Below are 22635 nucleotides of genomic sequence, written 5' to 3' on the forward strand. Positions count from 1 at the left end.
GGCGACATCACGGGTCAATGCGCCCACACGCTTTCAACGTCTGGCGCAGCCAACGGTGTGCGGGGTCGTTGTCGAAACGCGGGTGCCACGCCTGCTTCACATTGACTTTCTCCAACGGCACCGGGATCTCGAACGAGCGCAATGGCAGCTTCAGCCGCTGCACACTGTTGAGGATGTTGGCGGGTATCGGCAGGATCAAGTCCGAATCCGGCAGCGAGAACATCGCCGAGTGAAAGCTGGTGGTGATCAGGGCCACCCGCCGCTCTACCTTGTGGTTGGCCAACGCCACATCGATCGGCCCATTGGCCCGGCCGCGCCGCGATACGCTGATCTGCGGGTAGGCGGCAAAACGCTCTGGGGTGATCGGGGCGTCGAAAATCGGGTGCCCCACACGCGCCAGGCCCACGAAGTAGGTGCTGAACAGGCTCTGCACCTTGATTTCCGGGCCAAGTTCAACGGCCGAGCTGATGATCAAATCGATATGCCCGTTGCGCAGCACCGCATCATCGTCACCGCTGCCCTCCGGGACGAAGCGCAACACCGTTCGCGGCGCCTGGGCCAGCATCATGCTCAGCAATTGGGCGCCGTACAGGGCGATGAACAGGTCATTGGTGCGTATGTTGAAGGCACGGTCCAGGTTCACCAGGTCGACATCATCACGGCTACGGAACACCTGCCCGGCTTGCTCTACCAACCCATGCACCTGCTCGCGCAGGGCCAGCGCCCGCGGCGTGGGCACCAGGCCACGACCGGCACGCACCAGGATCGGGTCGCCCATGGCTTCGCGAATGCGCCCCAGTGTCCGGCTCATGGCCGCCGGGCTCAGGTTCATTCGCTGAGCTGCGCCGACCACGCTGCCCTCGTCGAGCAGGACATCGAGGGCGACGAGCAGGTTCATGTCCGGGAGTTGCATGGCCGTTTTCCGTTACAGCTGTGGGAATGGCGATGGTAACAGGTTGCTCGATTGCACCAGACGCAATGCGCTCGTGCGTTGTGGGGCATTTATTCACTGACCGTGTTCGGCCTTAAATAGAGCATTGGCAGGATCGGCCTCTTCGCGGGCGTGCCCGCGAAAGGGCCGATCCTGCAGATACACCCGCCAGCCATTGCCAAGGATCCTACATGCCCAGCTCCGTCCTGATCGCCATCGACGCCTCCCCGGCTTCCAGTGCCCTGCTGGCCCTCGCCCGCCGCTACTGCCGCCCTGGCGAGCACGAATTGCACGTGCTGCTGGCCATCGATTCCACCTTCGCCGTGCATGAGCAACCAGCGCCCTATACCACCGAAGAGCTGGAGGAATACCCCGCCGCCTGCGAGGAACAGCAGCATGCCGACCACGCCGTGACCGAGGCCGTGCGCGAACTGCAGCAAGCCGGCTTTGCCAGCCGGGGTTGCATGGTGGCTGGGCAGCCGGTCGATGTGATCGTGACTAAGGCGCACGAACTCAATTGCGAGCTGATCATCATGGGCCACCGTCACCTGTCGCGGCTGGGACGGTTGCTCGACCCTTCCATCAGCGCGAAGGTGATTGACCAGGTGAAGGTGCCGGTGTTGGTGGGGGCGGCGGGGTAGAAATCACAGAAGATTGGACGCTTGGCTCTGAGCTTCATTTGGGCATGCAGGTGCTCGCCATGATTTTTACAGCGCCTTTGAGATCGAGCGCCGCGCGGGCGGTGCTCGATGTTCCTGACTACAAATCTCTCAAGGCGAACTCGGCTTCACCACCACCGTACACGTCGTCCCCGCCGCCAGCAAAAACCCTTCCGGCACTTCATCGATGTGAATACGCACCGGCACCCGCTGCGCCAGCCGCACCCAGTTGAACGTAGGGTTCACATCGGCAATCAGCTCGCGGCTTTGCGGGTTGTCGCGGTCGTAGATGCCACGGGCGATGCTCTCCACATGCCCCTTGATGCGCTCGCCGCTCATCATCTGCAGCTCGGCCTGGTCACCCACCTTCACGTGCGGCAGCTTGGTCTCCTCGAAGAAGCCGTACACCCAGAACGAGTTCTCATCGACCACCGCCATCACCGCCTCACCGGTACGCGCATAGTCGCCCTTGTGGATGTTCAGGTTGGTCACATAGCCATCCACCGTGGCCACGATGTGCGTGCGCTTGAGGTTCAGTTCGGCTGCGGCCAGTTCAGCAAGGGCTTGCTGGTAATCGGCTTGGGCAGCGTTGGCAATGTTGCTGGCATCGTCGCGGTTTTCCTTGGAGATCACCAGGTTGTCCATGTCGGCCCGGCGCTTGGCGTTGACCTTGCGCATTTCCCAGGTGGCCTTGCGCGAGGCGACCAGCGCCTTGGCCTGGTCGACCGCCAACTGGTAGTGCTCGGGGTCGATCTGGATCAGCAGGTCGCCCTTCTTCACCCGCTGGTTGTCCTTGACCGGTACGTCCACCACGTAGCCGGGCACGTCGGCGGCGACGTTGATGATGTCGGCACGCACGCGGCCGTCGCGGGTCCATGGGGTGGTCATGTAGTGCAACCACAACTGGCGACCGATGGCCACGGCAGCGACCAGCACCAGCAGGGTGGCGATCAGGCTGAAGAACTTTTTCATCGAAGGTTTCTCACCAGTAGACAGTAAGCGCCATGGCGCCGAACAGGCAGACGAACAGGCTCAGGCGCAGCAGCGCCGGGTGCCAGAAGAAACGGTAGCCATCATGGCTGGCGATGAACCGGTCCAGGCCCCAGGCCAGGCCCAGGGCGAACAGGAACATCAAGGTCATGGTGGGCATGTACACGCCATGGAAGGCGATTTCACGGGGCATGGTGCAATCCTTTCGCCGGTGCCAGTGGCGACTGTGGGTCCAGCAGGGAAGAACGGATGAAGTGCAGGTAGCTTTGCGCACGGCGCAGCACCGAGGTGTCGAAGTGCCGGGCGAACGGCTCGTCGGTGGCCTGCACGCGGGCGATGGCATGGTCCACGGCCACCAATGCACGCTCGTGGTTGCTGGCGCTTGGCTGCAGGAACAACCGCGCCAGGGCACGGCCCATGACGCGAATCGCCTGGCGCCACGGCTGCGACTCTGCGTAGGCCGGGTGCACCGGCGCACGGGCCTGCTCCTTGCGCAACTCGATCACGGCGTGGCCGATTTCCAGCACGGTGAACATCCAGCCCATCAACTGGCTCTGCACCTGCGGCTTGCCCGCCGCCAGGCCATAGGCCTGGTGCAACAGGTCGCGGGTGCGGCTTTCGAACGCCGTGCCGATGCCGCGCAGGCGACCACTGATGGCGAACAGCACCTGCTCGCGCAGCTCTTGTTCCAGGCGGCTCCACAACCAGCGGCTGTTGGGCGGCAGGATGATCGCCCCGGCGGCGGCACAGACGAACATGCCGATCACCATGCCGATGTAGTCGTTGATGAAGGTGTAGGGGTCATACACGGTGAGGTTGTTCGGCACCGAGCCAATCGCGAAAAACACCAGCAAGCCGATGCCGTAGCCGGCATAGGCCGGGCGCGACGACAGAAACGCGCCCAACACGAACACGGGTGCCAGCACCATGCACAGCAGCGGGAAACCGTCGATCCAGGGGAACACGAAGAACGTTTCGAAGAACCCGACAAAAGCACCGATGGCCGTGCCGCAGGCCATCTGGAACGACATGCGCTTGGGGTTCGGCGACGCCGCCGAAAGGCCCACGGTGACGGTGGCGATCAGGGTCATCATGGCGCCGCTGGGCCAGTCACTGAGTAGCCAGTAGCTACCCAGCAGCAACAGCACCGCCGAGGCACGCACACCGGCGGCCAGCGACACCAGCCAGCTGGTCTGCGCCACGTAGGGCTCGTCCCACTGCTCGCGCTGGTGCGTGTGCGCGGCCAGCGAGGCATGGGTTTCGGCGTAGCTGAACATCTCGTCGACGAAGCGATACAGCAGTTCGAACGCGGTGTGAAAGTCGAGCAAGTCGGATTCACTGGGGTCGGTCGCCAGGTATTCGGCCCGCAAGCCGCGCACCTGGGCCTGCAGGCCTTCTTTGTAGGCGGCCAGCTCCAGGGTCAGGCGCAGTGCATCGGCGTCGGTCAACGCCCGCCCCACGTAGGGCTGCAGCAGCTCCACCAAGGTATTCAGGCCCGGCTCGATGGCACTGACAATCTGTAGCGGGCCACGGGCACGCAGCCGCTCCAGCAAGCGGTGCAGGGCGTTGAAGCGCGTGGTGATGGCCATGAACTCACTGTTCATCCGCACCAGCCGACCACTGCGCCGGCGCATGTGCGGGTCTTCGAAGGCGGTGACGTTGCGCAAGCTTTCAAGGCCTACGGCCTCTGCCACGAAACGCACGTTGCTGCTCTCGAAACGGTCCTTTTGGCTATCGCCACGCAGGGCCTCGACCACCACCCCGGCGAACACGCCAAAGCGCTGGTACAGGGCGTTACGCATCGCGGCGCTGGCCGACTGCGGCAGGATTGCGGCACTGACGAAGGTCGACACCAGAATCCCCAAGGCAATCTCCAGCACCCGCCATACGGCTGCCATGAACGCCTGGTCAGGGTGCTGCAGTACCGGCAGGCCGATCATCGCGGCGGTGTAACCGGCCAGCACGAAGCCATAGGCGCGGAAGGTGCGGTAGCGCATGGCACCGGCCGAGCACAGGCCCACCCACAGCGCCAGGCTGGGCAGGAACAGCTCGGTGTTCTGCGGGAAGATGGCGATCAGTGCCACCATCATCGCCGAGCCGGCCAGGGTGCCGAGCACCCGGTAGAAGCTTTTGGCGAACACATGCCCGCTTTGCGGCTGCATGACGATGAACACGGTGATCATGGCCGTGCGTGGTTGCGGCAGCTCAAGGCGCATGGCCAGCCACAACGTGATGAACGCGGCGGCCAGCACCTTGAAGATGTACACCCAGGTCACGCCGTCGGTGCGTGCCCAGGCAAAGAAGCCCCGGCGCCATTCCAGGCTTTGCAGCCAGCGCACGGGCAAACTGGAAGTGCTCATTCGGCGTTATCCGGCTTCTTGTCGAAAATGGCCAGGGTAGCCGGGGTTTTCGGCGCAGCCTGGCGTTCCTCCTTCGGCACATCCTGGCCGGCCTGCAGGCCGCCGCCCAGGGCGGTGACCAGCTCGGCATGGGCGACCAGGCGGGCGGCCTGCACCTGTTGCTGCACCTGCTGCTGGCGGAACAGCAATGTCTGCGCATTGAGCACGTTCAGGTAGTCGGTAAGGCCGCGCTGGAAGGCGACCATGGCGATGTCGTAGGTTTTCTGAGCTGCGGCGACGGACTCGGCCGCGAAGTGCGACTGCTCTTTCATCGACTCGCGGCGGATCAACTGGTCGGAAATGTTCTTCAGCGCACCAATCACGGTCTGGTTGTAGCGCGCCACCGCTACGTCATACCCCGCCGAGGCCACGCCCAGTTCCGAACGCAGGCGGCCACCGTCGAAGATCGGCAAGCTGATCGCCGGGCCGACGTTGTAGTTGAACTTGCGCCCGGTCAGGAACTCCAGCGGGCCACCACCGGTAGCCATGAAGCCCAGGCTGCCGACCAGGTCGACGTTGGGGAAGAAGCCGGCATGGGCAACATCGATGCCACGCGCTTGAGCGGCCACCTGCCAGCGGCTGGCGACCACATCGGGGCGCTGGCCGACCAGTTCGGCAGGCAGGTTCGAGGGCAGCTTCAGCGGCGCGGCCAGGGCCAGGGTCGGGCGTTGCAACTGTGCGCCCTCCCCCGGGCCTTTGCCGGCCAGCGCCGCCAGCTGGTTGCGGGTCAGGGCAATTTCTTCGTCGAGGCTGTCGAGCTGGCGGTGGGTTTCCGGCAGCGGCGCTTCGGCCTGGCTGACCTCGAAGTGAGTGCCGATGCCGGCATCCAGACGACGCTTGGCCAGCGCCAGGATCTGCTCCTGCTGCTCCAGTTCGGCCTTGACGATATCGCGCTGGGCAAAGTGCAGGCTCAGTTGGATGTAGGCGCGCACCACGTTGTTCTGCAGCTCCAGTTGCGCCTGGCGGGCTTCGGCCACGCTCATGTGCGCCTGGTCCACGGCCTGCTCACTGGCGTTGCGCTCGCGCCCCCACAGGTCGAGGGCGTAGCTGAAGCCAATGGCAGCGTTGTTGTCCCAGGTGTTGGCGCCCGACAGCGCGCCAGGGCCGTAGAACTGGTCTTCAGGCCAGTTGTGGCGCTTGAGCGTGGCCTGGCCGTTGGCCTGGAGCTTTTCCGCCGACTCGACCACGCCAGCCATGGCCTTGGCTTCGCGCACCCGCGCCGCGGCCATGGCCAGGCTTGGGCTGCCGGCCACGGCCAGGGCAATCCAGCGGTCCAGCTGCGGGTCGCCATAGGCGTGCCACCACTGCTGGTCAGGCCAATGGGCGTCGGTCGCGGCTTCGCGTATGGCCGCGTCGGTGGTCAAGGTATTGGCTTGCAGCGTCTTGCTTTGCGGGGCGATGCCCCAGGTTCCGATACAGCCACTCAAGGTGAGGGCAAGGGCACAGGCACTGAACGCATTGAGCGTTCTGATGATGCGACGCGGCACAGCTGCGATTTCCCGAGGAAGAGGTGAAGGGGCCGGGCAATTCTAGGGGGCGACAGCACTGGCGATAAGCGCAGATTCCTGCGAATCTTTGTTACCAAAACAGCGATAATCCGCCTTTGGTCGAAGGTAACTTTTCAGCTTTTTTGCGTTACTTCGTGACACAATTTTGTCCTCTACATCGAGAGTGACCCATGGACACCCTGCAAAACATGCGTGCTTTCAGTTGCGTAGCCCAGCTTGGCAGCTTTACCGCTGCTGCCGCGCAACTGGATACGACCACCGCGAACGTGTCGCGGGCGGTCTCCAACCTGGAAGCCCATCTGCAAACAAGGCTGCTCAACCGTACCACCCGCCGCATTGCGCTGACCGAGGCCGGCAAGCGTTACCTGATGCGTTGCGAACAGATTCTTACCTATGTGGAAGAAGCCGAAGCCGAAGCCAGCGATGCCCACGCCCGCCCGGCCGGGCAGTTGAAGGTGCACTCGATGACCGGGGTGGGCCAGCACTTCGTGGTCGATGCCATCGCCCGCTACCGCGAGTCGCACCCGGACGTCACCTTCGACCTGACCATGGCCAACCGCGTGCCCGACCTGCTCGACGAGGGTTATGACGTGTCCATCGTGCTGGCCACCGAACTGCCCGATTCGGGGTTCGTGTCACAGCGCCTTGGCATCACCTACAGCATCGTCTGCGCCTCGCCCGGCTACATCGCCCGCCACGGCACTGCGCACAAGCCCGCCGACCTGCTCAAGCATGCCTGCCTGCGCATGGTCAGCCCGGTGATCCCGCTGGAAAAGTGGCTGTTCGACGGCCCGGAAGGCCAGGAGATGGTCAACATCACCAGCTCGCCGTTCATGGTCAACACCGCCGATGCCATGAAGACCGCGATCCGCAGCGGCATGGGCGTAGGCGTGCTGCCGATCTATTCGGCCATCGACGGCCTGCGTGACGGTAGCCTGGTGCGAGTGTTGCCCGAGTACCGCCTGCAGGAACTGAACCTGTACGCCATCTACCCATCGCGGCAGTACCTGGATGCCAAGATCAAGACCTGGGTCGAGTACCTGCGCAACTCGCTGCCAGAGATTCTCGCGGCCCATGAGGCGGACCTGAAAACCCATCAAGTGCTCATCGCCAACTAAAAAGCTGCTGCATGGCGGGGGTGGACAATGGTAGGTTGCTAACCAATGTCCACCCCCGCCTTGCAGAGAAGTTGCCCGATGAAAAAGACTGTCCTGGCCTTCAGCCGTATTACCCCGGCCATGGCCGAGCGCCTGCAGCAAGACTTCAACGTGATTCTGCCCAACCCCAAGCTCGGCGACATCAACGCCCAGTTCAACGAAGCCCTGCCCGAGGCCCACGGCCTGATCGGCGTTGGCCGCAAGCTGGGCCGTGCACAGCTTGAAGGCGCGGCCAAGCTGGAGGTGGTGTCCAGTGTTTCGGTCGGCTATGACAACTACGACTTGGACTACTTCAACGAACGCGGCATCGCCCTGACCAACACCCCCGACGTGCTCACCGAAAGCACCGCCGACCTGGGCTTCTCGCTGATCATGGGCTGTGCCCGCCGCACCGCCGAACTGGATGCCTGGACCAAGGCCGGCAACTGGCAGGCCACCGTAGGCCCGGCCCATTTCGGCAGCGATGTGCATGGCAAGACGCTGGGTATCGTCGGCATGGGCAACATCGGCGCTGCCATTGCCCGCCGTGGCCGGTTCGGTTTCAACATGTCGGTCATCTACGCTGGCAACAGCCGCAAGACCGCGCTGGAGCAAGAACTTGGGGCGCAGTTGCGCAGCCTGGAGCAGTTGCTGGCCGAAGCGGACTTCGTGGTCATTGTGGTGCCGTTGTCCGACGCCACCCGCAAGCTGATTGGCGCCCGCGAGCTGAAACTGATGAAGCCGAGTGCCTTCCTGATCAACATCGCTCGCGGGCCGGTGGTGGATGAAGCGGCGCTGATCGAAGCCCTGCAGAACGGTACCCTTCGTGGGGCTGGTCTGGATGTGTACGAGAAGGAGCCGCTGAGCGATTCGCCGCTGTTCAAGCTGCCCAATGCGCTGACCTTGCCGCACATTGGTTCGGCCACTGCCGAAACCCGTGAGGCCATGGCCAATCGGGCGATGGACAACCTGCGCGCGGCGCTGCTGGGCGAGCGGCCGCGGGACCTGGTGAACCCGCAGGTGTGGAAAGGCTGATAGCGCTCTATTGCCTGCACCGGCCCTTTCGCGGGTAAACCCGCTCCCACAGGTCCAGAACGCTGTGGGAGCGGGTTTACCCGCGAAAGGGCCGGTGCAGGCAACGCATGTCCTATTTGGCCACCACAACACCGCCAGCCACCCGGACCCGAGGCTTGCGAAACACCAGCACATTCCCCGCCATCACCGCCACCAGCCCCAACAAGGCCGGTGCCGTCCACTGATACCCCTCGGCCACCGCCGACACATTCAACGCCACCAACGGAAACAGCACCGTGCAGTAGGCCGCGCGCTCTGGCCCCATGCGACCGACCAGGGTCAGGTAGGCGGTGAAACCGATCACCGAACCCGGAATTACCAGGTACATCAGCGAACCGATGTAGCGGGTGTTCCACTCCATGTTGAAAGGAATGCCGCTGACCAGGCAATAAACCATCAGCATGGCCGCCCCATAGACCATGCCCCAGGCATTGGTGGTCATAGGCTTGAGCCCGGCCTTCTGCTGCATGCTCGACAGCATGTTGCCCGCCGAGAAGCACAGCGTGCCGAGCAGCGCCAGGCCAAGGCCGTACAGGGTTTCACGGCTGGCCGCATGATGGGACAGCTCGGGCCAGAACAGCAGCCCCAGCCCAAGCAGGCCCAGGGCACCACCGCCCAGTACATTGGCGGCGATTTTCTGGCCGAAGAAGACCCGCGCATTAAGTGCGTTCCACAGGGTTGCAGTGGAGAACACCACGGCGATCAGACCACTGGCGATCCACTGGCTGGCAGTGAGAAAGCACATGAAATTGACGCAGAACAGGCAAAAGCCCTGTGCCAGGCAGATCAGGTGGCCACGGCGGTTCATCGGTTGCAAGCGCCGGGTGAGCAATAGGATGGCGAACAGGATCAGGCCGGCCAGGGCGAAGCGATAGACGATCGAGACCGGGATGGCGACCACGCCCAGCTGGAGCTTCAAGGCGATCCAGGTAGTGCCCCAGATCAGGACGGTGAGCAGGTAGAGTGACAGGTTCATGGCGGCAGTTCCTTGGGCCTTTCAGGATCGGTGCCCGGCGCTTCGCGGGTAAACCCGCTCCCACAGGGATCACCAGTGTTCGCTAGATGGGCCTTTACCGGCTTGCACAAACTTGCGCTTTTCTTGCGCCAATAGATGTCACGCTGTGCAGGGCGCAGTAGGATGACTGGCAAGAGGAACCCACCATGACGCCACTCACCCAGTTGCAAGTGTTCAACGCCATGCATGCCTCGCCCCACGCCCGGCTGGAGCTGAGCGCGCACCTGGGCGACGGGCTGGCGGCGGCGTTGTGGAGCAACCGTGACGATGCCCGTGATTACCAGGCACCGACCCATCACACCCTGTCGTGCTACATCGCCGACGGCACCGGCACCTTCCGCCGCCAACGCCCGGCCGACAAGGGCGCACCCGGCAAGCTGTGCGTGATGCCGGCCGGGCAGGAATCGAACTGGGTGGTCAATGGCGCGATCCGGCTGGCACACCTGTATGTCAGCGAGGCGCAGTTCGCACTGGGCTGCGTGCGCCTGCTCGACCGTGAACCACGGGAGCTGCAACTGCAGGAGGCGACCTTTCTGGACGATCCACAGCAGGCGGCACGCTTTCGCCAACTGATCCAGCTGGACTGGGACGAGCCCGGCGAACGCCTGCTGGCCAGCAGCCTGGCACACGAAATCGTCGACCATGCGCTGCTCAGCCAGGTCGGGCTGCGCCAAGGCCTGCGCCTGAAAGGTGGGCTGGCGCCGAACCTGCGCCGGCAGTTGGTCGAGTACATCGAAGCGCACCTGGACCAGCCGATTACCCTGGGTGAACTGGCGTTGCGCTGCAACTTGTCCGAATACCACTTCGCACGCATGTTCCGCGCCAGTTTCGGGTTACCGCCGCACCAGTACTTGCTGGCCAGGCGGCTGCAGCGGGCTTGCGAGTTGTTGCGACTGGGGGAAATGCCGCTGGGCGAAATTGCCCTGTTATGCGGGTTTGCCAGTGCCAGCCATTTCAGTAACCGCTTCCGGCAGGCCCTTGGCGCAACGCCTGGGGAATATCGCTCGGCCATTCGCGGCTAAAGCCGCTCCACAGAGTAACGCGATCCCTGTAGGAGCGGCTTTAGCCGCGAAGAGGCCGGCACAGGCTGTACTTAAAACTCAAAGGTACTCGACAAACTCACCTGCCGCGCATCTCCAATCGCCACAAAGTACTGGTTCACCGCCGAGCTGTAGTAAACCTTGTCGAACAGGTTCTTCACGTTGAGCTGCAGGCGCACATTGTGTTCATCGAGCTTGGTCTCGTAGCTGGCGAATGCATCCGCCACGGTGTAGGACGGCAGGTCGAAGGTGTTGGTCGAGTTACCCGACCGCTCGCCCACGTAGCGCGCACCCGCACCTACCCTCAGCTTGTCGCCACCGAACAGGCTGCCGAAGTCGTACACAGCCGACAACGAACCACTGTGCTTGGCTACGTTCTGCAGGCGGTTGCCTTGCAGGTCCGGGTCCTTGGTAACCTTGGCATCCGTGTAGGCATAGCTGCCAATCAAGCTCCAGCGATCAGTCAGCTGGCCGGTCAGGTCAAGTTCCACGCCTCGTGAATTGACTTCACCCGCGTTGCTGTAGACCGTCTCGCTGGTGCTGGCGTCGAAGTTCGAAACCAGGACGTTGCGTTTGGTGATATCGAACAGCGCCAGGGTGCCCGTGATGCGGCCCGGCATATCGAGCTTGGCCCCCAGCTCCCACGACTTGCCCTCTTCCGGGGCTACCGACGAGTCGAGCACGATATTGCCGGTCAGTGGCGCAATGGTGGAGTTTGGCTTGAACGATTCGCTGTAGCTGCCATAGAACGACAGCTGGTCGTCGACCTTGTAGACAATGCCGGCGTGAGGCACCCAGGCCTGGCCACTGATGTCGGTATTGACGTGGAACGGGCGGCCGCGACCGGCGTACTGGTCGTACTGCTGGAAGCGCGCGCCGGCCACCAGGATCCAGTGCTCGTCCAGGTGCAAGGCGTCCTGCACGAACAGCGCATCGGTGCGCAGCTTGTCGGTCTGGTCGCTGTCACTGGCGCGCACCGTGCTGCCTTCCACTTCCTGACCGTAGACTGGGTCCACATAGCTGAACGTGGACTTGGCCGTCTGGCGAATCAGATCACCCCGGAAAATCTTGCGGTCTTCGTGGTCGATGCCGAACAGCAAGTCGTGCTGCATGCCGGCCACTTCCACGTTGCCTGCCAGGCTGACGGTCGCGAACTGGTCACGGCTCATGGCGTTGTGGGTGCCGTCGATGCTGCGTGTCAGCGTGCCTTTTGCTTCGTTGACGGCCGTCACCCGCACCTGGCTGGCATCGTAGGTTTCACGGTTGAAGCTGTAGCCGAAGTGCAGCTTCCAGTCATCGGCCAACTGATGGTCGACTTCCAGGCGATACAAGTCGGAGCGCCCTTCCATGTCGTTGAAGGGCTCGTCCAGACGACGCGTGGCGGGGATGTTCAGCGGGTGGCCGTTGTTGCCGAACGCGGTACCCCGATCGAACGGGTAGAGAAACTCGCGGTGCTCGTAAGCCACCACCACCTGGGTATCTTCGCCCAGCCAGGCCAGCGACGGCGCCACCAGCGATTCGCGGTGCACGCCGTAGTTACGCCAGTAGTCTTCGTCCTCGTGGTCGACGACCAAGCGGTAGGCGAAGTTGCTGTCGCCCAGCGCGCCAGTGCTGTCGAGCCCGCCGCCACTGCCGTTCTTGCCACTGCCGTAGGTCGAGCCACGCACGGTCAGGGCGTTGTACTGCTGCAGTTGCGGGCGCTTGCTGACCACGTTGATCACCCCACCCGGGTCCTGGATGCCGTACAGCAGCGAAGCCGGGCCCTTGAGCACTTCGACCCGCTCGGTGCTGGCGTTGAGGCTGCGGCCCTGCACGATGGGCATGCCATCGCGCATGATCGAGCCATCGCGGTTGTCGCCGAAACCACGCTTCATCACCGTGTCGGACGTGCCACCGAAGTTATTGCCCTGGGTAATGCCGCTGACATTGGCCAGGGCGTCATCGAGGTTACGCGGCGCCTGATCACGGATGACCTGCGCCGGTACCACGTTGATCGCCTGGGGGATGTCCTGGTTAGGGCCCTGCCCGCGCATGATCGAGGCGCTAGCCGGGGGCTGATAGCTGTAGTCATCCAGTTGCGAGGTCACCGTTGTGGCCTGCAGGTTGAGGGCACCGGAGGTGTCGGCAGCTTCTAGGGTGAAGGTGCGTGCATCGACGCGGCGCCAGGCCAGCCCGGAAGTACCCAGCAGCTGTTGCAGGGCCTGTTCGGCGCTGTACCGGCCATTTAGCGCAGGCGCCTGCACGCCTGGTAGCTCAAGGGTGTAGACCACGCTCTGGCCGGTGGTACGACTGAAAGCGTTGAGTGCCTGGGCCAAGGGCTGGGCTGGCTGGGCGAAGGCGTAGGCCTGCTGTTGCTCGGCGGCGCAGGCCAGGGGGGCGACAGCGATGGCAGGCAGCGTAGCAAGGCCTAGCCAGAGAGGGACGCAACGCGGGGAGAACTTCATGGACGCTGACCTGTGAGAGGGATATTACTGCGAATGAATCGCACTTCCACTCATTACACGGATGCCACGTCCTGTTACCTCACCCGCTATCTGAAAAATTTTTTCCTGTGCCGACCGCTTCGCCGACAACTACCGAATCAGGGTCAAACGCCCCAACACCGTCTGCCGCGAAAAGCCCATCACATTGCCCAACGAATCCAGCGCCAGCAACGGCTCGGCCACCGGGAAACTGCCGCTGACCTTGCGCTGCCCCAGTTCGCCATCCAGCAGCAGGATGCGCCCTGGGTAATAGCGCCCAAGGTCCTCGAGCACCTGCGCCAGCGGCACCTGGTAGTAGTTCAGCCAGCCTTCCCGCCAGGCCAGGCGGTTATCACTGTCCACCGCCAACGTGTCGCCCGCGCGCCCTGCGCGATAGGCCACCTGCTGGTTGGCAGTCAGTTCACGCACCAACGCGCCCGGAACAGGGCTAACCCCCACGCGCCCACTGCGCACCGTGACCAGCGCCCCCTCACCCTGCTCGCGCACCTCGAACTGGGTACCGAGGACTCGCACCTCTCCACCGGCAGCTTCGACCATGAACGGCTCGCCGGTATGGGTCACCTGGAAGAAGGCTGCGCCATGCAGCAGCCGCACACGGCGCTCGCCCTGGTTGAAATCGACCGCAATGGCGCTACCTGCATCAAGCGTGACCTGCGACTGGTCAGCCAAGGTCACCTGGCGCACCTGCCCGTTACTGCTGTAGTCCGCTTGCAGGTCCTGCAACCAGTAACCCGGGTGCCAACCACCTGCAATACCTAGGGCCAGTACCATGCAGGCTGCCATCGCCAGTGCTGCCACCCGCCGCCACCGGCCACGGGGCGCTGGCCTGGCCATGGCATCGAGGTAGCGGTGCAGGGCTTGCTGTTCTTCGTCGGCCAACCGCTGCGCCGGGGCGGCACTTTTCTGCCACAGCGCCTGCGCCTGTCGGTAGGCTGCACGGTGCCCTGGGTCGGCCAGCAACCAGCGCTTGAACGCCGCCCCTTCGGCTTGTGCGGGCTGCTCGTTGATGCGGCTGAGCCATTGCAGGGCGGCCTGGGATTGCGCCTCGGTGATGGGGGGCATGCTGCTCATCGACGGGCGCTCCCTGGCCGGCGTGGGGTGGGCGCGGGTTCGGCAATACTCGCCTTGCACGCTTCAAGGGCGCGCATCATATGCTTTTCCACAGCACTCTGGGACAGTTGCATGGCTTTGGCGATCTCGCCGTACTTGCAGCCGTGAATGCGGTTGAGCAAAAAGATCTGCCGGGTGCGCTCGGGCAAGGCACGCAAGGCGGCTTCGATTCGCTGCAAGTCGTGGTCGATCTCCACCGCCTGCTCCGGGGCATGGCCCATGGCCGCTTCATCCACCTGCAGAGCAACTTCGGCCACGCGTTCGCGGCTACCCTCGCTGCGCAGGTGGTCGATGGCCAGGTTACCGGCGCACCGCAGCAAGTAGGTGTCCAACGCTTCGACCTTGACCTCGGGGCGGCGCCAGAAGCGTAGAAAAAGCTCCTGGACCAGGTCCGAAGCGGTAGCTCGGCAGCCGACCCTGCGGCTGACCAGCGCCTCCATGCGCGCGCGCTGGGCCTGGAACACCTGGACGAAACGAGCACGCGCGCCTGCGCTGTCGGCGTCAGGCTCTATGCTATCGCTCTGCTCGCTCACAGCGTCACACGGCAAACACGGCAAGCAACGGGCCCAGCACCCCACTGGCGGCGGCCAGGCCCAACAGCAGGCGCGGCTGGTATGGCAGGCCAAACACCCACAGCGTCACCCCGGCCATCGTCACCGCCGTCCACTCCACCAGGCCATGAGCCCAGCCACGCAGGTGCACGCTGAGCGCCAACGACAGCATCAGCAGCAGCCAACCCACGACACGCAACAGGCGCAGCTGCCCTGGGCGCGGCTTGCGCCCAAGCAGGTCGCTAAAGTGCTTTTCCATGGCAAGGCAGAGGGCGACGAAGCCTGCGAATGCGATCAGTGCGTTACCCAGCATCAGCTCGCCTCCGCCGTTTCAGTGCTCGGCTTTTTTGCCGCACGCGCGGCGCGCTTGGCTACGGGCTTGGGGCTGCGCAGCATCTTGCTGGCCAGCCAGGCCAGGAACAGGCCAGTGCCCAGCGCAGTCAGGTCGAAGCCGGCCATGGCCCAGTCACCTTCCGGCAGTGAATGGTTCAAACCCCGATCGGTCGTCAGGCCATTGAGCAGCGGCAACAAGGTAAAGGCCAGCGCGCCCAACGCCAGTTGCTCGCCCCAGGCCCTGCGCCCACTGCGCAAAACGGCGTGCACCAGCGACAGCCCCCAGGCGATGAAGAATGCATTGACCTCCCAGTCCGACCTGCCTTCGACACCCATGGGCATCAGCCGGTTGGCCCAGAAAAAGCCCGCCACTGCCAGTAACAGGCCGCTCATGCTGGCAATATTGAGCACCTCGACCAGGCGTAGCTCGCCTGGCATGTGTGCGCTTTTGGCGTGCTTGAGCTGGCGCTTGCCCAACCACATCACCAGCCCGGTGCCGATCACCGCAGTACCGGCCACGCCAAAGAAGAAGTACAACCAGCGCAGCCAGGGCCCGGCGAAGTTACCCATGTGCAACCCGGCGAAACTGAACGCGGTCATCATTGCCCCGCTCTCCGGCTTGCCCTGGCTCAGCAGCGCACCACTGGCGCCATCGAAAGTCCAATTGGCGCTGCGCCGATAAGCCACGTGGTCAGCGGCCGATTGCGTGAAGGTGACGCGGGCATTGCTGTCGCCTGGGTTCTGCACCTGGATGTTGCCAATGCGCGCCCCCGGCTGCAGTGCCTGCACCTTGGCGTACAAACTCGGCAGCGCTACCAGAGGTGTAGCCACCTGGGCAGCCTTGGGCGCATCGTTACGGCCGAACAGGTCATTGAAGTATTTGTCGGTGTCATTGCCGTAACTGGCCATGATGCCTGCCGGCATCACCATGTACATGAACAGCACCAGGCTGCTGTAGCTGATCATCAGGTGAAACGGCAGCACCAATACGCCAATAGCATTGTGCCCATCCAGCCAGGAGCGCTGGCCCTTGCCAGGGCGGAAGGTGAAGAACTCCTTGAAGATCTTCTTGTGGGTGATGATGCCGGTGACCAGCCCCAACAGCATGATGAAAGCGCAGAACGTCGACAGCCAACGGCCAAACGGATGAGGCATCTGCAGCTGGAAATGGAAGCGGTAGAAGAACTCACCACCGCGGCTGTCGCGTGCCTCCACCGGCTGGCCGGTCTGGGTATCGAGGGTTTTGCTGACAAAGCCACGCGGCCCGCCATTGGGGTCGCGGTAGCCCACGCTCAGGGCCGCTTCACGCGCATTGGGCATACGGATGAACCAGGTGCCCGAATGCCCGGCATTGTCCTGCAGGTAGCGTTGCGCCACCCCCAGGCTGTTGACCGGGTCCAGGGCGTGGCTGCGCACTTCGGGCTGCGACCAGTGAGTGATTTCTTCCTTGAAATACGACAGCGTGCCGGTGAGGAAGATGGCGAACAACAGCCAGCCGAAGATCAAGCCGGTCCAGGTGTGCAGCCAGGCCATGGCCTGGCGGAAGCCTTCTTTCATGGGTTCTTCATCCAGTAGGCAACGCCGCTGATCATGCCCAGCAACAGGCTTGGCGCCAGCACGCCCAACCACGCACGCCAAGCGCTGCGGCAGGCAAAGCACCAGATGAACGCCAGCAGGTAGAAGACGAACGACAGCAGCAGGCCGGTGAGCGTGGCATCCACCTTTGGCATTGGTGCCAGCAAGGCAATGCAGACGCTCGCCAGGGACGCCAGCAAGTAGCCGCCCAGCAGTGCGGCGAGGCTGCGAGAGGTCACGGCCAGGCGATAGCTGAGCGGGAGGCCGGCGGTTTTGCGCGTCATGGCGAAGGTCCGGGCGTTTTCGGGGCTGCAATAATAATGATTTCAATTCTCATAAGCAAAGCCCCAAGACGAGTGACGATTGCCGAGTAGCGCGACCGTCCATATAATGCGAACAATTCTTACTACCAGTTGCGCGATCGAGCGCCGGAGTATCACGGTGCCCAGCGCGCTCTCTTCCACGGTCGAAGGCCTTTACCACGCCCATCACAACTGGCTCACCAGCTGGTTGCGCCGCCGCCTGGGCTGCCCGCAGAGTGCCGCCGACCTGGCCCAGGACACCTACCTGCGCCTGCTGCAGGCCCGCGAAACACCGCAACTGATCGAACCTCGCGCATTTCTCGCCACCGTGGCCAAGCGTGTGTTGTGCAACCACTTCCGCCGCCAGGAGCTGGAGCGCGCCTACTTGCAGGCCCTGGCCCAAATACCGGAAGAAGTGGCACCCAGTGAGGAGCAGAAGGCGATCATCTTCGAGGCCCTGCTGGAACTCGACCGCCTGCTGGACGGCCTGCCTCCATTGGTCAAACGTGCCTTCCTGTTGGCCCAGGTCGACGGCCTTGGCCAAGGCGAAATCGCCCGTGAGCTGGGCATTTCCCTGGCCACGGTAAAACGCTACCTGAGCAAGGCAGCCATGCGCTGTTACTTTGCCCTGTGAACGCCTCGTTCTCTGCGCAGGTTGCGGAGCAGGCCGTGCACTGGCTGATCGAATCTCAGGGCGATGACTTCGGCCAGGTACAGCAACTGGCGCTTGAGCATTGGCTCCAGGCCAACCAGGAGCACCAGCGAGCCTGGGCCCATATCCAGCAGGTCAACCAGCGGCTGCGCGGTGTGTCGTCGCCCGTGGTGCATGCAACGCTGCAAGCCCCGCCTTCGCCGGCCAGGCGCCGGGCACTCAAGGCGTTGCTGTTGGTCGGTGTGGCGAGTGCCACCGGGCTTGGCCTTCAACAGCACAATCCGCTGCCTGGGTTGATGGCCGACTACCGTAGCCCGCTCGGCCAGCGTCGGCGCATGCAGCTGGTTGATGGCAGCGTGCTGCAACTCAATACCCGCAGTGCCGCAGACGCGCGCTTCGACAGCCAGCAGCGACTGCTGCGTCTGTTCGAAGGTGAACTGGCGTTGCAAGTGGCCAGCGATGCACGGCCATTGCTGTTGCGCACCGCTGAAGGGGCGCTGCGCCTGGACAGCGGGCGCTTCAACGTGCGCCAGTTCGACGGTTACAGCCTGGTATCGGTATTCCAGGGGGCTGCCAGCGCGGCTGGGCAGCCACTGCGGGCCGGGCAACAGGCCCGCTTCACCGGCGCCTGGCGATCGGTGACGCCGCTCGACCCTAATGTCGGGGCCTGGGTAGACGGCATGCTGGTGGCGTCGCAGATGCGCCTGGCGGACTTTCTTGCCGAACTTGGGCGCTATCGCCATGGGCAGTTGGGGTGTAGCGAGCAGGTTGCCGACTTGCGTATTTCTGGATCGTATCCGCTGGATGACAGTGAACGCATCCTGCAGATGCTGGAGGTGGCGCTACCGGTGCGGGTGCGACGGTTCACCCGGTACTGGGTGACGGTCGAGCCGAAGATCGGGTAGAGCCGTACGTACATTTTTTCAATCAAGTGAGCCATTTTTCCAACCTCGCGTGACAGACATGGCAGAACCCCTCTTTCAGGACCCGACCCATGCCGTTGCGCCACAGCCCGTTCGTCCACGCCCTGCTGTTCACCACCACCCTCGGCCTGGCCACGCCTGCCGCCTATGCCGAAACCCGCAGCTACCATATCGCCGCCGGCTCGCTTGAAGACGCCCTCAACCAGTTTGGCCGCGAAAGCGGGGCGCTGATCTCGTTCGGCTCGCAACTGACCCAAGGCATCCACACTCAAGGCCTGGACGGCCAGTACGACGTGCGACAGGGCCTCGATGCACTGCTGCGCGGCAGCGGCCTGCAGGTGCGGCAGGAAACCGACAACGCCTTCAGCCTGCAGCCCATCGATACCCCCGCTGCGGGTGCGCCGGTCGAGCTCGGTGCGTCCACCGTGGTCGGCGACTGGCTGGCCGAGGCCCAGCAGGACAATGTGTTCGAGCACCCCGGTGCCCGCGACGTAGTGCGTCGCGAGGAATTCGAGCGCAACGGCGCCACCACCGCTCGCGAAGTGCTCAACCGTATCCCCGGTGTCAACGCCCCCGACAACAACGGCACCGGTAGCCACGACCTGGCGCTGAACTTCGGCATCCGTGGCCTCAACCCACGCCTGGCATCGCGCTCCACCGTGCTGATGGACGGCATCCCGGTGCCCTTCGCCCCGTACGGCCAGCCGCAGCTGTCGCTGGCACCACTGAGCATGGGCAACATGGACGCCGTGGATGTGGTGCGCGGTGGCGGCGCGGTGCGCTACGGCCCGCAGAACGTTGGCGGCATCGTCAACTTCGTCACTCGGGCGATCCCTGAACAGGCCACGTTCAAGGCCGCCATGCAGAACCAGATCAGCCCGTCTTCCAGCCACGATGGCTTCAAGAACAGCGCCAACCTGCTGGTCGGCGGCACCAATGCCAACGGCCTGGGCGGTGCCCTGCTGTACTCTGGCACCCGTGGCGGTGACTGGCGCGAACACAGCGACACGCAAATCGACGACCTGATCCTCAAGGGCAAGCTGCAACTGGACGAAGCCAACAGCCTGCACGCCATGGCCCAGTACTACGAGGGTGAAGCCGACATGCCCGGCGGCCTGAGCACTGCCGATTTCGCAGCCGACCCGTACCAGTCGACGCGCCTGAAGGACAAGTTCTGGGGCCGCCGCACCCTGTTCAACTTCGGCTACGACTACAAGCAGGACGACCGCCAGTTCAGCGTCAACAGCTTCTTCACCAAGACCCTGCGCAGCGGTTACCTGGACCAGGGCAGCTTCGTCTCGCTGTCGCCACGCGAGTACTGGGTACGCGGCATCGAAACCCGCTTCTCGCAGGGCCTGGCCCTTGGCGACAGCTGGCACGAGCTGGGCATCGGCTACCGTTACGTCAACGAAGCCGGCCACGAGCTGCGCTTCCGCGAACCGGTCAATGGCAGCCTGCCGACCACCGCCAGCCGCAATGACCGCGACACCCGTGGCAGCACCGAAGCCCACGCCATCTACCTGGATGACCGCATCGACATCGGCCGCTGGACCATCACCCCCGGTGTGCGCTACGAGATGATCGACTCCGAGCAAAGCAACAAGCTCAACGGCCAGCGCTACCAAGGCAGCTACAACACCGCGCTGCCGGCGCTGAACGTGATGTACCACCTGACCGACAGCTGGAACCTGTACGCCAACACCGAGGGCTCGTTCGGCAGCGTGCAGTACAGCCAGATGCCCAACCGGGTCAGCAGCGGCGAAGTGAAACCGGAAAAGGCGCGTACCTGGGAAGTGGGTACCCGTTATGACAATGGTGACCTGCAGGCCGAGATTGGCGCGTTCCTGATCAATTTCGACAACCAGTACGAAAGCAACCAGACCAACGACTCGGTGATCGCCCGCGGCGAAACTCGCCACCAGGGCATCGAGACCAGCGTGCGCTACGCGCTCGACGGCCTGAGCCCCGCCCTGGCCGGTTTCGATGTGCATGCCAGCTATGCGTTCGTCGACGCCACTATCCGCGAGGACGGGCCGAACAAAGGCAACCAGGTGCCGTTCTCGTCACGCCACAAGGGCAACCTGGGCGTGGGCTACACCGATGGCCCTTGGCAGCTGAACCTGGACGGCAGCTTCCAGAGCAGCCAGTACGCAGACAACGCCAACACCAGCACTGAAAGCGCCGACGGCAGCACCGGGCGCATTCCGGGCTACATGCTGGTCAGCACCCGCGCCGGGTACGACTTTGGCCCGCAGCTGTCGAACCTGAAAGTGGCGGTTGGGGTGAAGAATCTGTTCAACCGCGAGTACTTCACGCGCTCTTACGATGACAACAACAAAGGGAAGTACGTGGGTGAGCCACGTACCTTGTATGTGCAGACCTCGGTGGAATTCTGATCGACTGCAAATGGGGGGCCGCTTTGCCGCCCCATTTGCAACAAGACATTTATTTTCAAAAAGGGCTTGAATTCGTTTCGTGGTTGCCTGACCTTAGAGTCAAGAGGCGCAGAAATTCCAAGGGTCTCAAGGGCCTAGGCGCGCCTCCATGCGAGCAAGCTGAATAAGGATTGAATCATGCAAATCCAGGTCAACAGCAGCAACCATTTCGAAGGCAATGCCCGGCTTGATCAGTGGGTCCGCAGTACACTGCAGAACTCGCTGGAACGTTACGAAGAAGACCTCACCCGCATCGAGGTTCACCTGCGCGACGAGAACGGCGCCAAGCCCGGACCGCATGACAAACGCTGCCAGATGGAGGCTCGCCCCAAAGGCCACCAACCGATTTCGGTGACCCACACCGCCACGTCGCTGGACCAGGCAGTGGACGGTGCAGCCACCAAGCTCAGCCACGCGCTGGAACACTTCTACGGCAAGCTGCGCAGCAAGCGCGGCGCCCTGGAACTGAGTGACCCAGACGCCTGATTGGCAATGCAAAACGCCCGGCCTAGAGCCGGGCGTTTTTATTTGCAGCGATCAACGGCACTGAACCAACCCGCCGTTTTGCCAGTCAACTTCTGCACTCATTCGCTGCAGAAGCCTGAACATGAACAACCCATTCGAACTCATCAGTGCCGCATTTGCCCCCGAATACCGGGTCAACCTGAGCATCGAAAACCTCGATGGCAGCATCATGCTGACCCTGTCCGACGACGCAGGCGTGGTCGCCAAGCGCCTCATCACCCAGGCCCAGCGCAACGACCCGGTGCGCCTGCAGCGGGTAATCGACAGCATCCGCCTGGGCCTGGCCATCGAACTCAGCCAGAACCCCATGCAGGTGCTGGCCGCATTGACCCGCGATACTCGCCACCACCCACGCCATGTCGTGGCCAACTGAGGGCTACTTGCCCTCCTCCACTTCCTTGCCGTTGGCATCCAGCACCTTGGTCGAGGGGTAGCGGTACGAGGCGTAGCGCACCACCAGAATCGAGAAGGCCAGCAACAAGATGCCGCCGCACAGGTACAACAGCCCTTCGTCCGGCGCCTTGTGGTGCGAGACATCGCCGATCAGCAGACGGGTCAGCGCGGTAATCGCCACGTACAACAGGAAGCGGATCGGCATGTGGTTGGTCTTGAAGTAGATACCGACCATCGCCCCCAGCTCCAGGTAGATGAACAGCAGCAGGATGTCATCGACACTGACCCCACCCTTGCCAAGCATGTCCAGGAAGGTCACCACTGCCGCATAGGCGGTAATCGCGCCAATGCCGAACAGCGCCAGGTAATGGAAGGCCTCGACGCACAGGTTGCCCAGCGAGTCCGCCGAGCCGTGCAGGCCCTTGCGCAGCTTTTCTGCCCACTTGATGTTCACGATGTTCCATTCCCCGATACGTCTTTAAGGATGATGCGTCACCGATGTGACGCTTGTGCCATGCAGTTAAAGGGCCAGGCCCTTGGCTTGGAAGGCGACCGATTGCCGCAAGGCACCTGTGTACTAGGCTTTTGCCGTGAGAATCTG

22 protein-coding genes are annotated in these 22635 nt (G+C 63.5%); 9 read left to right on the forward strand and 13 right to left on the reverse strand.

Annotated elements, in window-relative coordinates:
• Nucleotides 1–7: 7 nt before the first annotated feature.
• Nucleotides 8–913 (reverse strand): LysR family transcriptional regulator, encoded by a 906-nt coding sequence (locus APH42_RS10765; protein ID WP_012274117.1) that lies wholly within the window; start codon nt 911–913, stop codon nt 8–10.
• A 209-nt stretch (nt 914–1122) separates the two neighbouring features.
• Here APH42_RS10765 and APH42_RS10770 point away from each other — a divergent pair, with 209 nt between their 5' ends.
• On the forward strand, nt 1123–1572 hold the full coding sequence (locus tag APH42_RS10770) for a universal stress protein (protein ID WP_012274118.1): 450 nt from the start codon (nt 1123–1125) through the stop codon (nt 1570–1572).
• Nucleotides 1573–1701: 129 nt separating this feature from the next.
• Here APH42_RS10770 and APH42_RS10775 read toward each other — a convergent pair whose 3' ends face one another.
• From APH42_RS10775 to APH42_RS10790, 4 genes are read right to left on the reverse strand one after another with little or no spacing between them, the layout of a single operon-like run.
• Nucleotides 1702–2562, reverse strand: coding sequence for an HlyD family secretion protein (locus APH42_RS10775; protein WP_012274119.1), 861 nt, complete (start codon nt 2560–2562; stop codon nt 1702–1704).
• 10 nt (nt 2563–2572) lie between these two features.
• Nucleotides 2573–2773, reverse strand: a complete 201-nt coding sequence (locus APH42_RS10780; protein WP_009685040.1) for a DUF1656 domain-containing protein — start codon at nt 2771–2773, stop codon at nt 2573–2575.
• Complete coding sequence (locus APH42_RS10785; protein ID WP_012274120.1) at nt 2763–4940, reverse strand: FUSC family protein; 2178 nt, start codon at nt 4938–4940, stop codon at nt 2763–2765. Before APH42_RS10785 ends, APH42_RS10780 begins: the two co-directional genes overlap by 11 nt.
• A complete protein-coding gene (locus tag APH42_RS10790) occupies nt 4937–6466 on the reverse strand; it encodes an efflux transporter outer membrane subunit (protein ID WP_012274121.1) in 1530 nt (509 codons plus the stop codon). Before APH42_RS10790 ends, APH42_RS10785 begins: the two co-directional genes overlap by 4 nt.
• Nucleotides 6467–6657: 191 nt before the next feature.
• Here APH42_RS10790 and APH42_RS10795 point away from each other — a divergent pair, with 191 nt between their 5' ends.
• A complete protein-coding gene (locus APH42_RS10795) occupies nt 6658–7605 on the forward strand; it encodes a LysR family transcriptional regulator (protein ID WP_012274122.1) in 948 nt (315 codons plus the stop codon).
• Between the two features lie 78 nt (nt 7606–7683).
• Nucleotides 7684–8658, forward strand: a complete 975-nt coding sequence (locus APH42_RS10800; RefSeq protein WP_060493266.1) for a D-glycerate dehydrogenase — start codon at nt 7684–7686, stop codon at nt 8656–8658.
• Nucleotides 8659–8770: 112 nt separating this feature from the next.
• On the opposite strand, the gene APH42_RS10805 is transcribed toward APH42_RS10800, so the two are convergent.
• Nucleotides 8771–9673, reverse strand: a complete 903-nt coding sequence (locus APH42_RS10805) for a DMT family transporter (protein ID WP_060493267.1) — start codon at nt 9671–9673, stop codon at nt 8771–8773.
• A gap of 185 nt (nt 9674–9858) precedes the next feature.
• Here APH42_RS10805 and APH42_RS10810 point away from each other — a divergent pair, with 185 nt between their 5' ends.
• Nucleotides 9859–10734, forward strand: a complete 876-nt coding sequence (locus APH42_RS10810; RefSeq protein ID WP_060493268.1) for a helix-turn-helix domain-containing protein — start codon at nt 9859–9861, stop codon at nt 10732–10734.
• Nucleotides 10735–10805: 71 nt separating this feature from the next.
• On the opposite strand, the gene APH42_RS10815 is transcribed toward APH42_RS10810, so the two are convergent.
• The 6 genes from APH42_RS10815 to APH42_RS10840 form a co-directional block, all read right to left on the reverse strand.
• Nucleotides 10806–13196, reverse strand: coding sequence for a TonB-dependent siderophore receptor (locus tag APH42_RS10815; protein WP_012274126.1), 2391 nt, complete (start codon nt 13194–13196; stop codon nt 10806–10808).
• A 129-nt stretch (nt 13197–13325) separates the two neighbouring features.
• The gene (locus tag APH42_RS10820) at nt 13326–14306 is read right to left on the reverse strand and encodes a FecR family protein (RefSeq protein WP_060493269.1); all 981 of its coding nucleotides are present in this window, start codon (nt 14304–14306) and stop codon (nt 13326–13328) included.
• On the reverse strand, nt 14303–14878 hold the full coding sequence (locus APH42_RS10825; RefSeq protein WP_012274128.1) for an RNA polymerase sigma factor: 576 nt from the start codon (nt 14876–14878) through the stop codon (nt 14303–14305). The genes APH42_RS10820 and APH42_RS10825 overlap by 4 nt, the downstream gene beginning before the upstream one ends.
• Before the next feature lie 4 nt (nt 14879–14882).
• Nucleotides 14883–15209, reverse strand: coding sequence for a DUF3325 domain-containing protein (locus APH42_RS10830; RefSeq protein ID WP_012274129.1), 327 nt, complete (start codon nt 15207–15209; stop codon nt 14883–14885).
• The gene (locus tag APH42_RS10835; protein ID WP_060493270.1) at nt 15209–16786 is read right to left on the reverse strand and encodes a PepSY domain-containing protein; all 1578 of its coding nucleotides are present in this window, start codon (nt 16784–16786) and stop codon (nt 15209–15211) included. The genes APH42_RS10830 and APH42_RS10835 overlap by 1 nt, the downstream gene beginning before the upstream one ends.
• Entirely contained in the window at nt 16783–17088 is a 306-nt protein-coding gene (locus APH42_RS10840) for a DUF3649 domain-containing protein (RefSeq protein ID WP_060493271.1), read from the reverse strand. The genes APH42_RS10835 and APH42_RS10840 overlap by 4 nt, the downstream gene beginning before the upstream one ends.
• A gap of 106 nt (nt 17089–17194) precedes the next feature.
• Here APH42_RS10840 and APH42_RS10845 point away from each other — a divergent pair, with 106 nt between their 5' ends.
• From APH42_RS10845 to APH42_RS10865, 5 genes are all read left to right on the forward strand, one after another.
• Entirely contained in the window at nt 17195–17740 is a 546-nt protein-coding gene (locus APH42_RS10845; protein WP_177336848.1) for a sigma-70 family RNA polymerase sigma factor, read from the forward strand.
• Complete coding sequence (locus tag APH42_RS10850) at nt 17737–18663, forward strand: FecR domain-containing protein (protein ID WP_012274133.1); 927 nt, start codon at nt 17737–17739, stop codon at nt 18661–18663. Before APH42_RS10845 ends, APH42_RS10850 begins: the two co-directional genes overlap by 4 nt.
• A gap of 89 nt (nt 18664–18752) precedes the next feature.
• A complete protein-coding gene (fecA, locus tag APH42_RS10855; RefSeq protein ID WP_060493273.1) occupies nt 18753–21077 on the forward strand; it encodes a TonB-dependent Fe(3+) dicitrate receptor FecA in 2325 nt (774 codons plus the stop codon).
• Nucleotides 21078–21254: 177 nt separating this feature from the next.
• Entirely contained in the window at nt 21255–21602 is a 348-nt protein-coding gene (locus tag APH42_RS10860; RefSeq protein ID WP_012274135.1) for an HPF/RaiA family ribosome-associated protein, read from the forward strand.
• A gap of 121 nt (nt 21603–21723) precedes the next feature.
• Entirely contained in the window at nt 21724–22014 is a 291-nt protein-coding gene (locus tag APH42_RS10865; protein WP_060493274.1) for a DUF3509 domain-containing protein, read from the forward strand.
• A gap of 3 nt (nt 22015–22017) precedes the next feature.
• On the opposite strand, the gene APH42_RS10870 is transcribed toward APH42_RS10865, so the two are convergent.
• A complete protein-coding gene (locus APH42_RS10870) occupies nt 22018–22488 on the reverse strand; it encodes a phosphate-starvation-inducible protein PsiE (RefSeq protein WP_012274137.1) in 471 nt (156 codons plus the stop codon).
• Nucleotides 22489–22635: the final 147 nt, after the last annotated feature.

The organism is Pseudomonas sp. NBRC 111140, assembly GCF_001320885.1.
In the GTDB taxonomy this organism is placed as follows: domain Bacteria; phylum Pseudomonadota; class Gammaproteobacteria; order Pseudomonadales; family Pseudomonadaceae; genus Aquipseudomonas; species Aquipseudomonas putida_P.

Bases quoted from the DNA above. Each gene is read 5' to 3' on its own strand.
- APH42_RS10765 (WP_012274117.1), bottom strand. From the start codon at position 913: ATGCAACTCCCGGACATGAACCTGCTCGTCGCCCTCGATGTCCTGCTC.
- APH42_RS10770 (WP_012274118.1), top strand. From the start codon at position 1,123: ATGCCCAGCTCCGTCCTGATCGCCATCGACGCCTCCCCGGCTTCCAGT.
- APH42_RS10775 (WP_012274119.1), bottom strand. From the start codon at position 2,562: ATGAAAAAGTTCTTCAGCCTGATCGCCACCCTGCTGGTGCTGGTCGCT.
- APH42_RS10780 (WP_009685040.1), bottom strand. From the start codon at position 2,773: ATGCCCCGTGAAATCGCCTTCCATGGCGTGTACATGCCCACCATGACC.
- APH42_RS10785 (WP_012274120.1), bottom strand. From the start codon at position 4,940: ATGAGCACTTCCAGTTTGCCCGTGCGCTGGCTGCAAAGCCTGGAATGG.
- APH42_RS10795 (WP_012274122.1), top strand. From the start codon at position 6,658: ATGGACACCCTGCAAAACATGCGTGCTTTCAGTTGCGTAGCCCAGCTT.
- APH42_RS10800 (WP_060493266.1), top strand. From the start codon at position 7,684: ATGAAAAAGACTGTCCTGGCCTTCAGCCGTATTACCCCGGCCATGGCC.
- APH42_RS10805 (WP_060493267.1), bottom strand. From the start codon at position 9,673: ATGAACCTGTCACTCTACCTGCTCACCGTCCTGATCTGGGGCACTACC.
- APH42_RS10810 (WP_060493268.1), top strand. From the start codon at position 9,859: ATGACGCCACTCACCCAGTTGCAAGTGTTCAACGCCATGCATGCCTCG.
- APH42_RS10815 (WP_012274126.1), bottom strand. From the start codon at position 13,196: ATGAAGTTCTCCCCGCGTTGCGTCCCTCTCTGGCTAGGCCTTGCTACG.
- APH42_RS10820 (WP_060493269.1), bottom strand. From the start codon at position 14,306: ATGAGCAGCATGCCCCCCATCACCGAGGCGCAATCCCAGGCCGCCCTG.
- APH42_RS10830 (WP_012274129.1), bottom strand. From the start codon at position 15,209: ATGCTGGGTAACGCACTGATCGCATTCGCAGGCTTCGTCGCCCTCTGC.
- APH42_RS10835 (WP_060493270.1), bottom strand. From the start codon at position 16,786: ATGAAAGAAGGCTTCCGCCAGGCCATGGCCTGGCTGCACACCTGGACC.
- APH42_RS10840 (WP_060493271.1), bottom strand. From the start codon at position 17,088: ATGACGCGCAAAACCGCCGGCCTCCCGCTCAGCTATCGCCTGGCCGTG.
- APH42_RS10845 (WP_177336848.1), top strand. From the start codon at position 17,195: ATGCGAACAATTCTTACTACCAGTTGCGCGATCGAGCGCCGGAGTATC.
- fecA (WP_060493273.1), top strand. From the start codon at position 18,753: ATGCCGTTGCGCCACAGCCCGTTCGTCCACGCCCTGCTGTTCACCACC.
- APH42_RS10860 (WP_012274135.1), top strand. From the start codon at position 21,255: ATGCAAATCCAGGTCAACAGCAGCAACCATTTCGAAGGCAATGCCCGG.
- APH42_RS10865 (WP_060493274.1), top strand. From the start codon at position 21,724: ATGAACAACCCATTCGAACTCATCAGTGCCGCATTTGCCCCCGAATAC.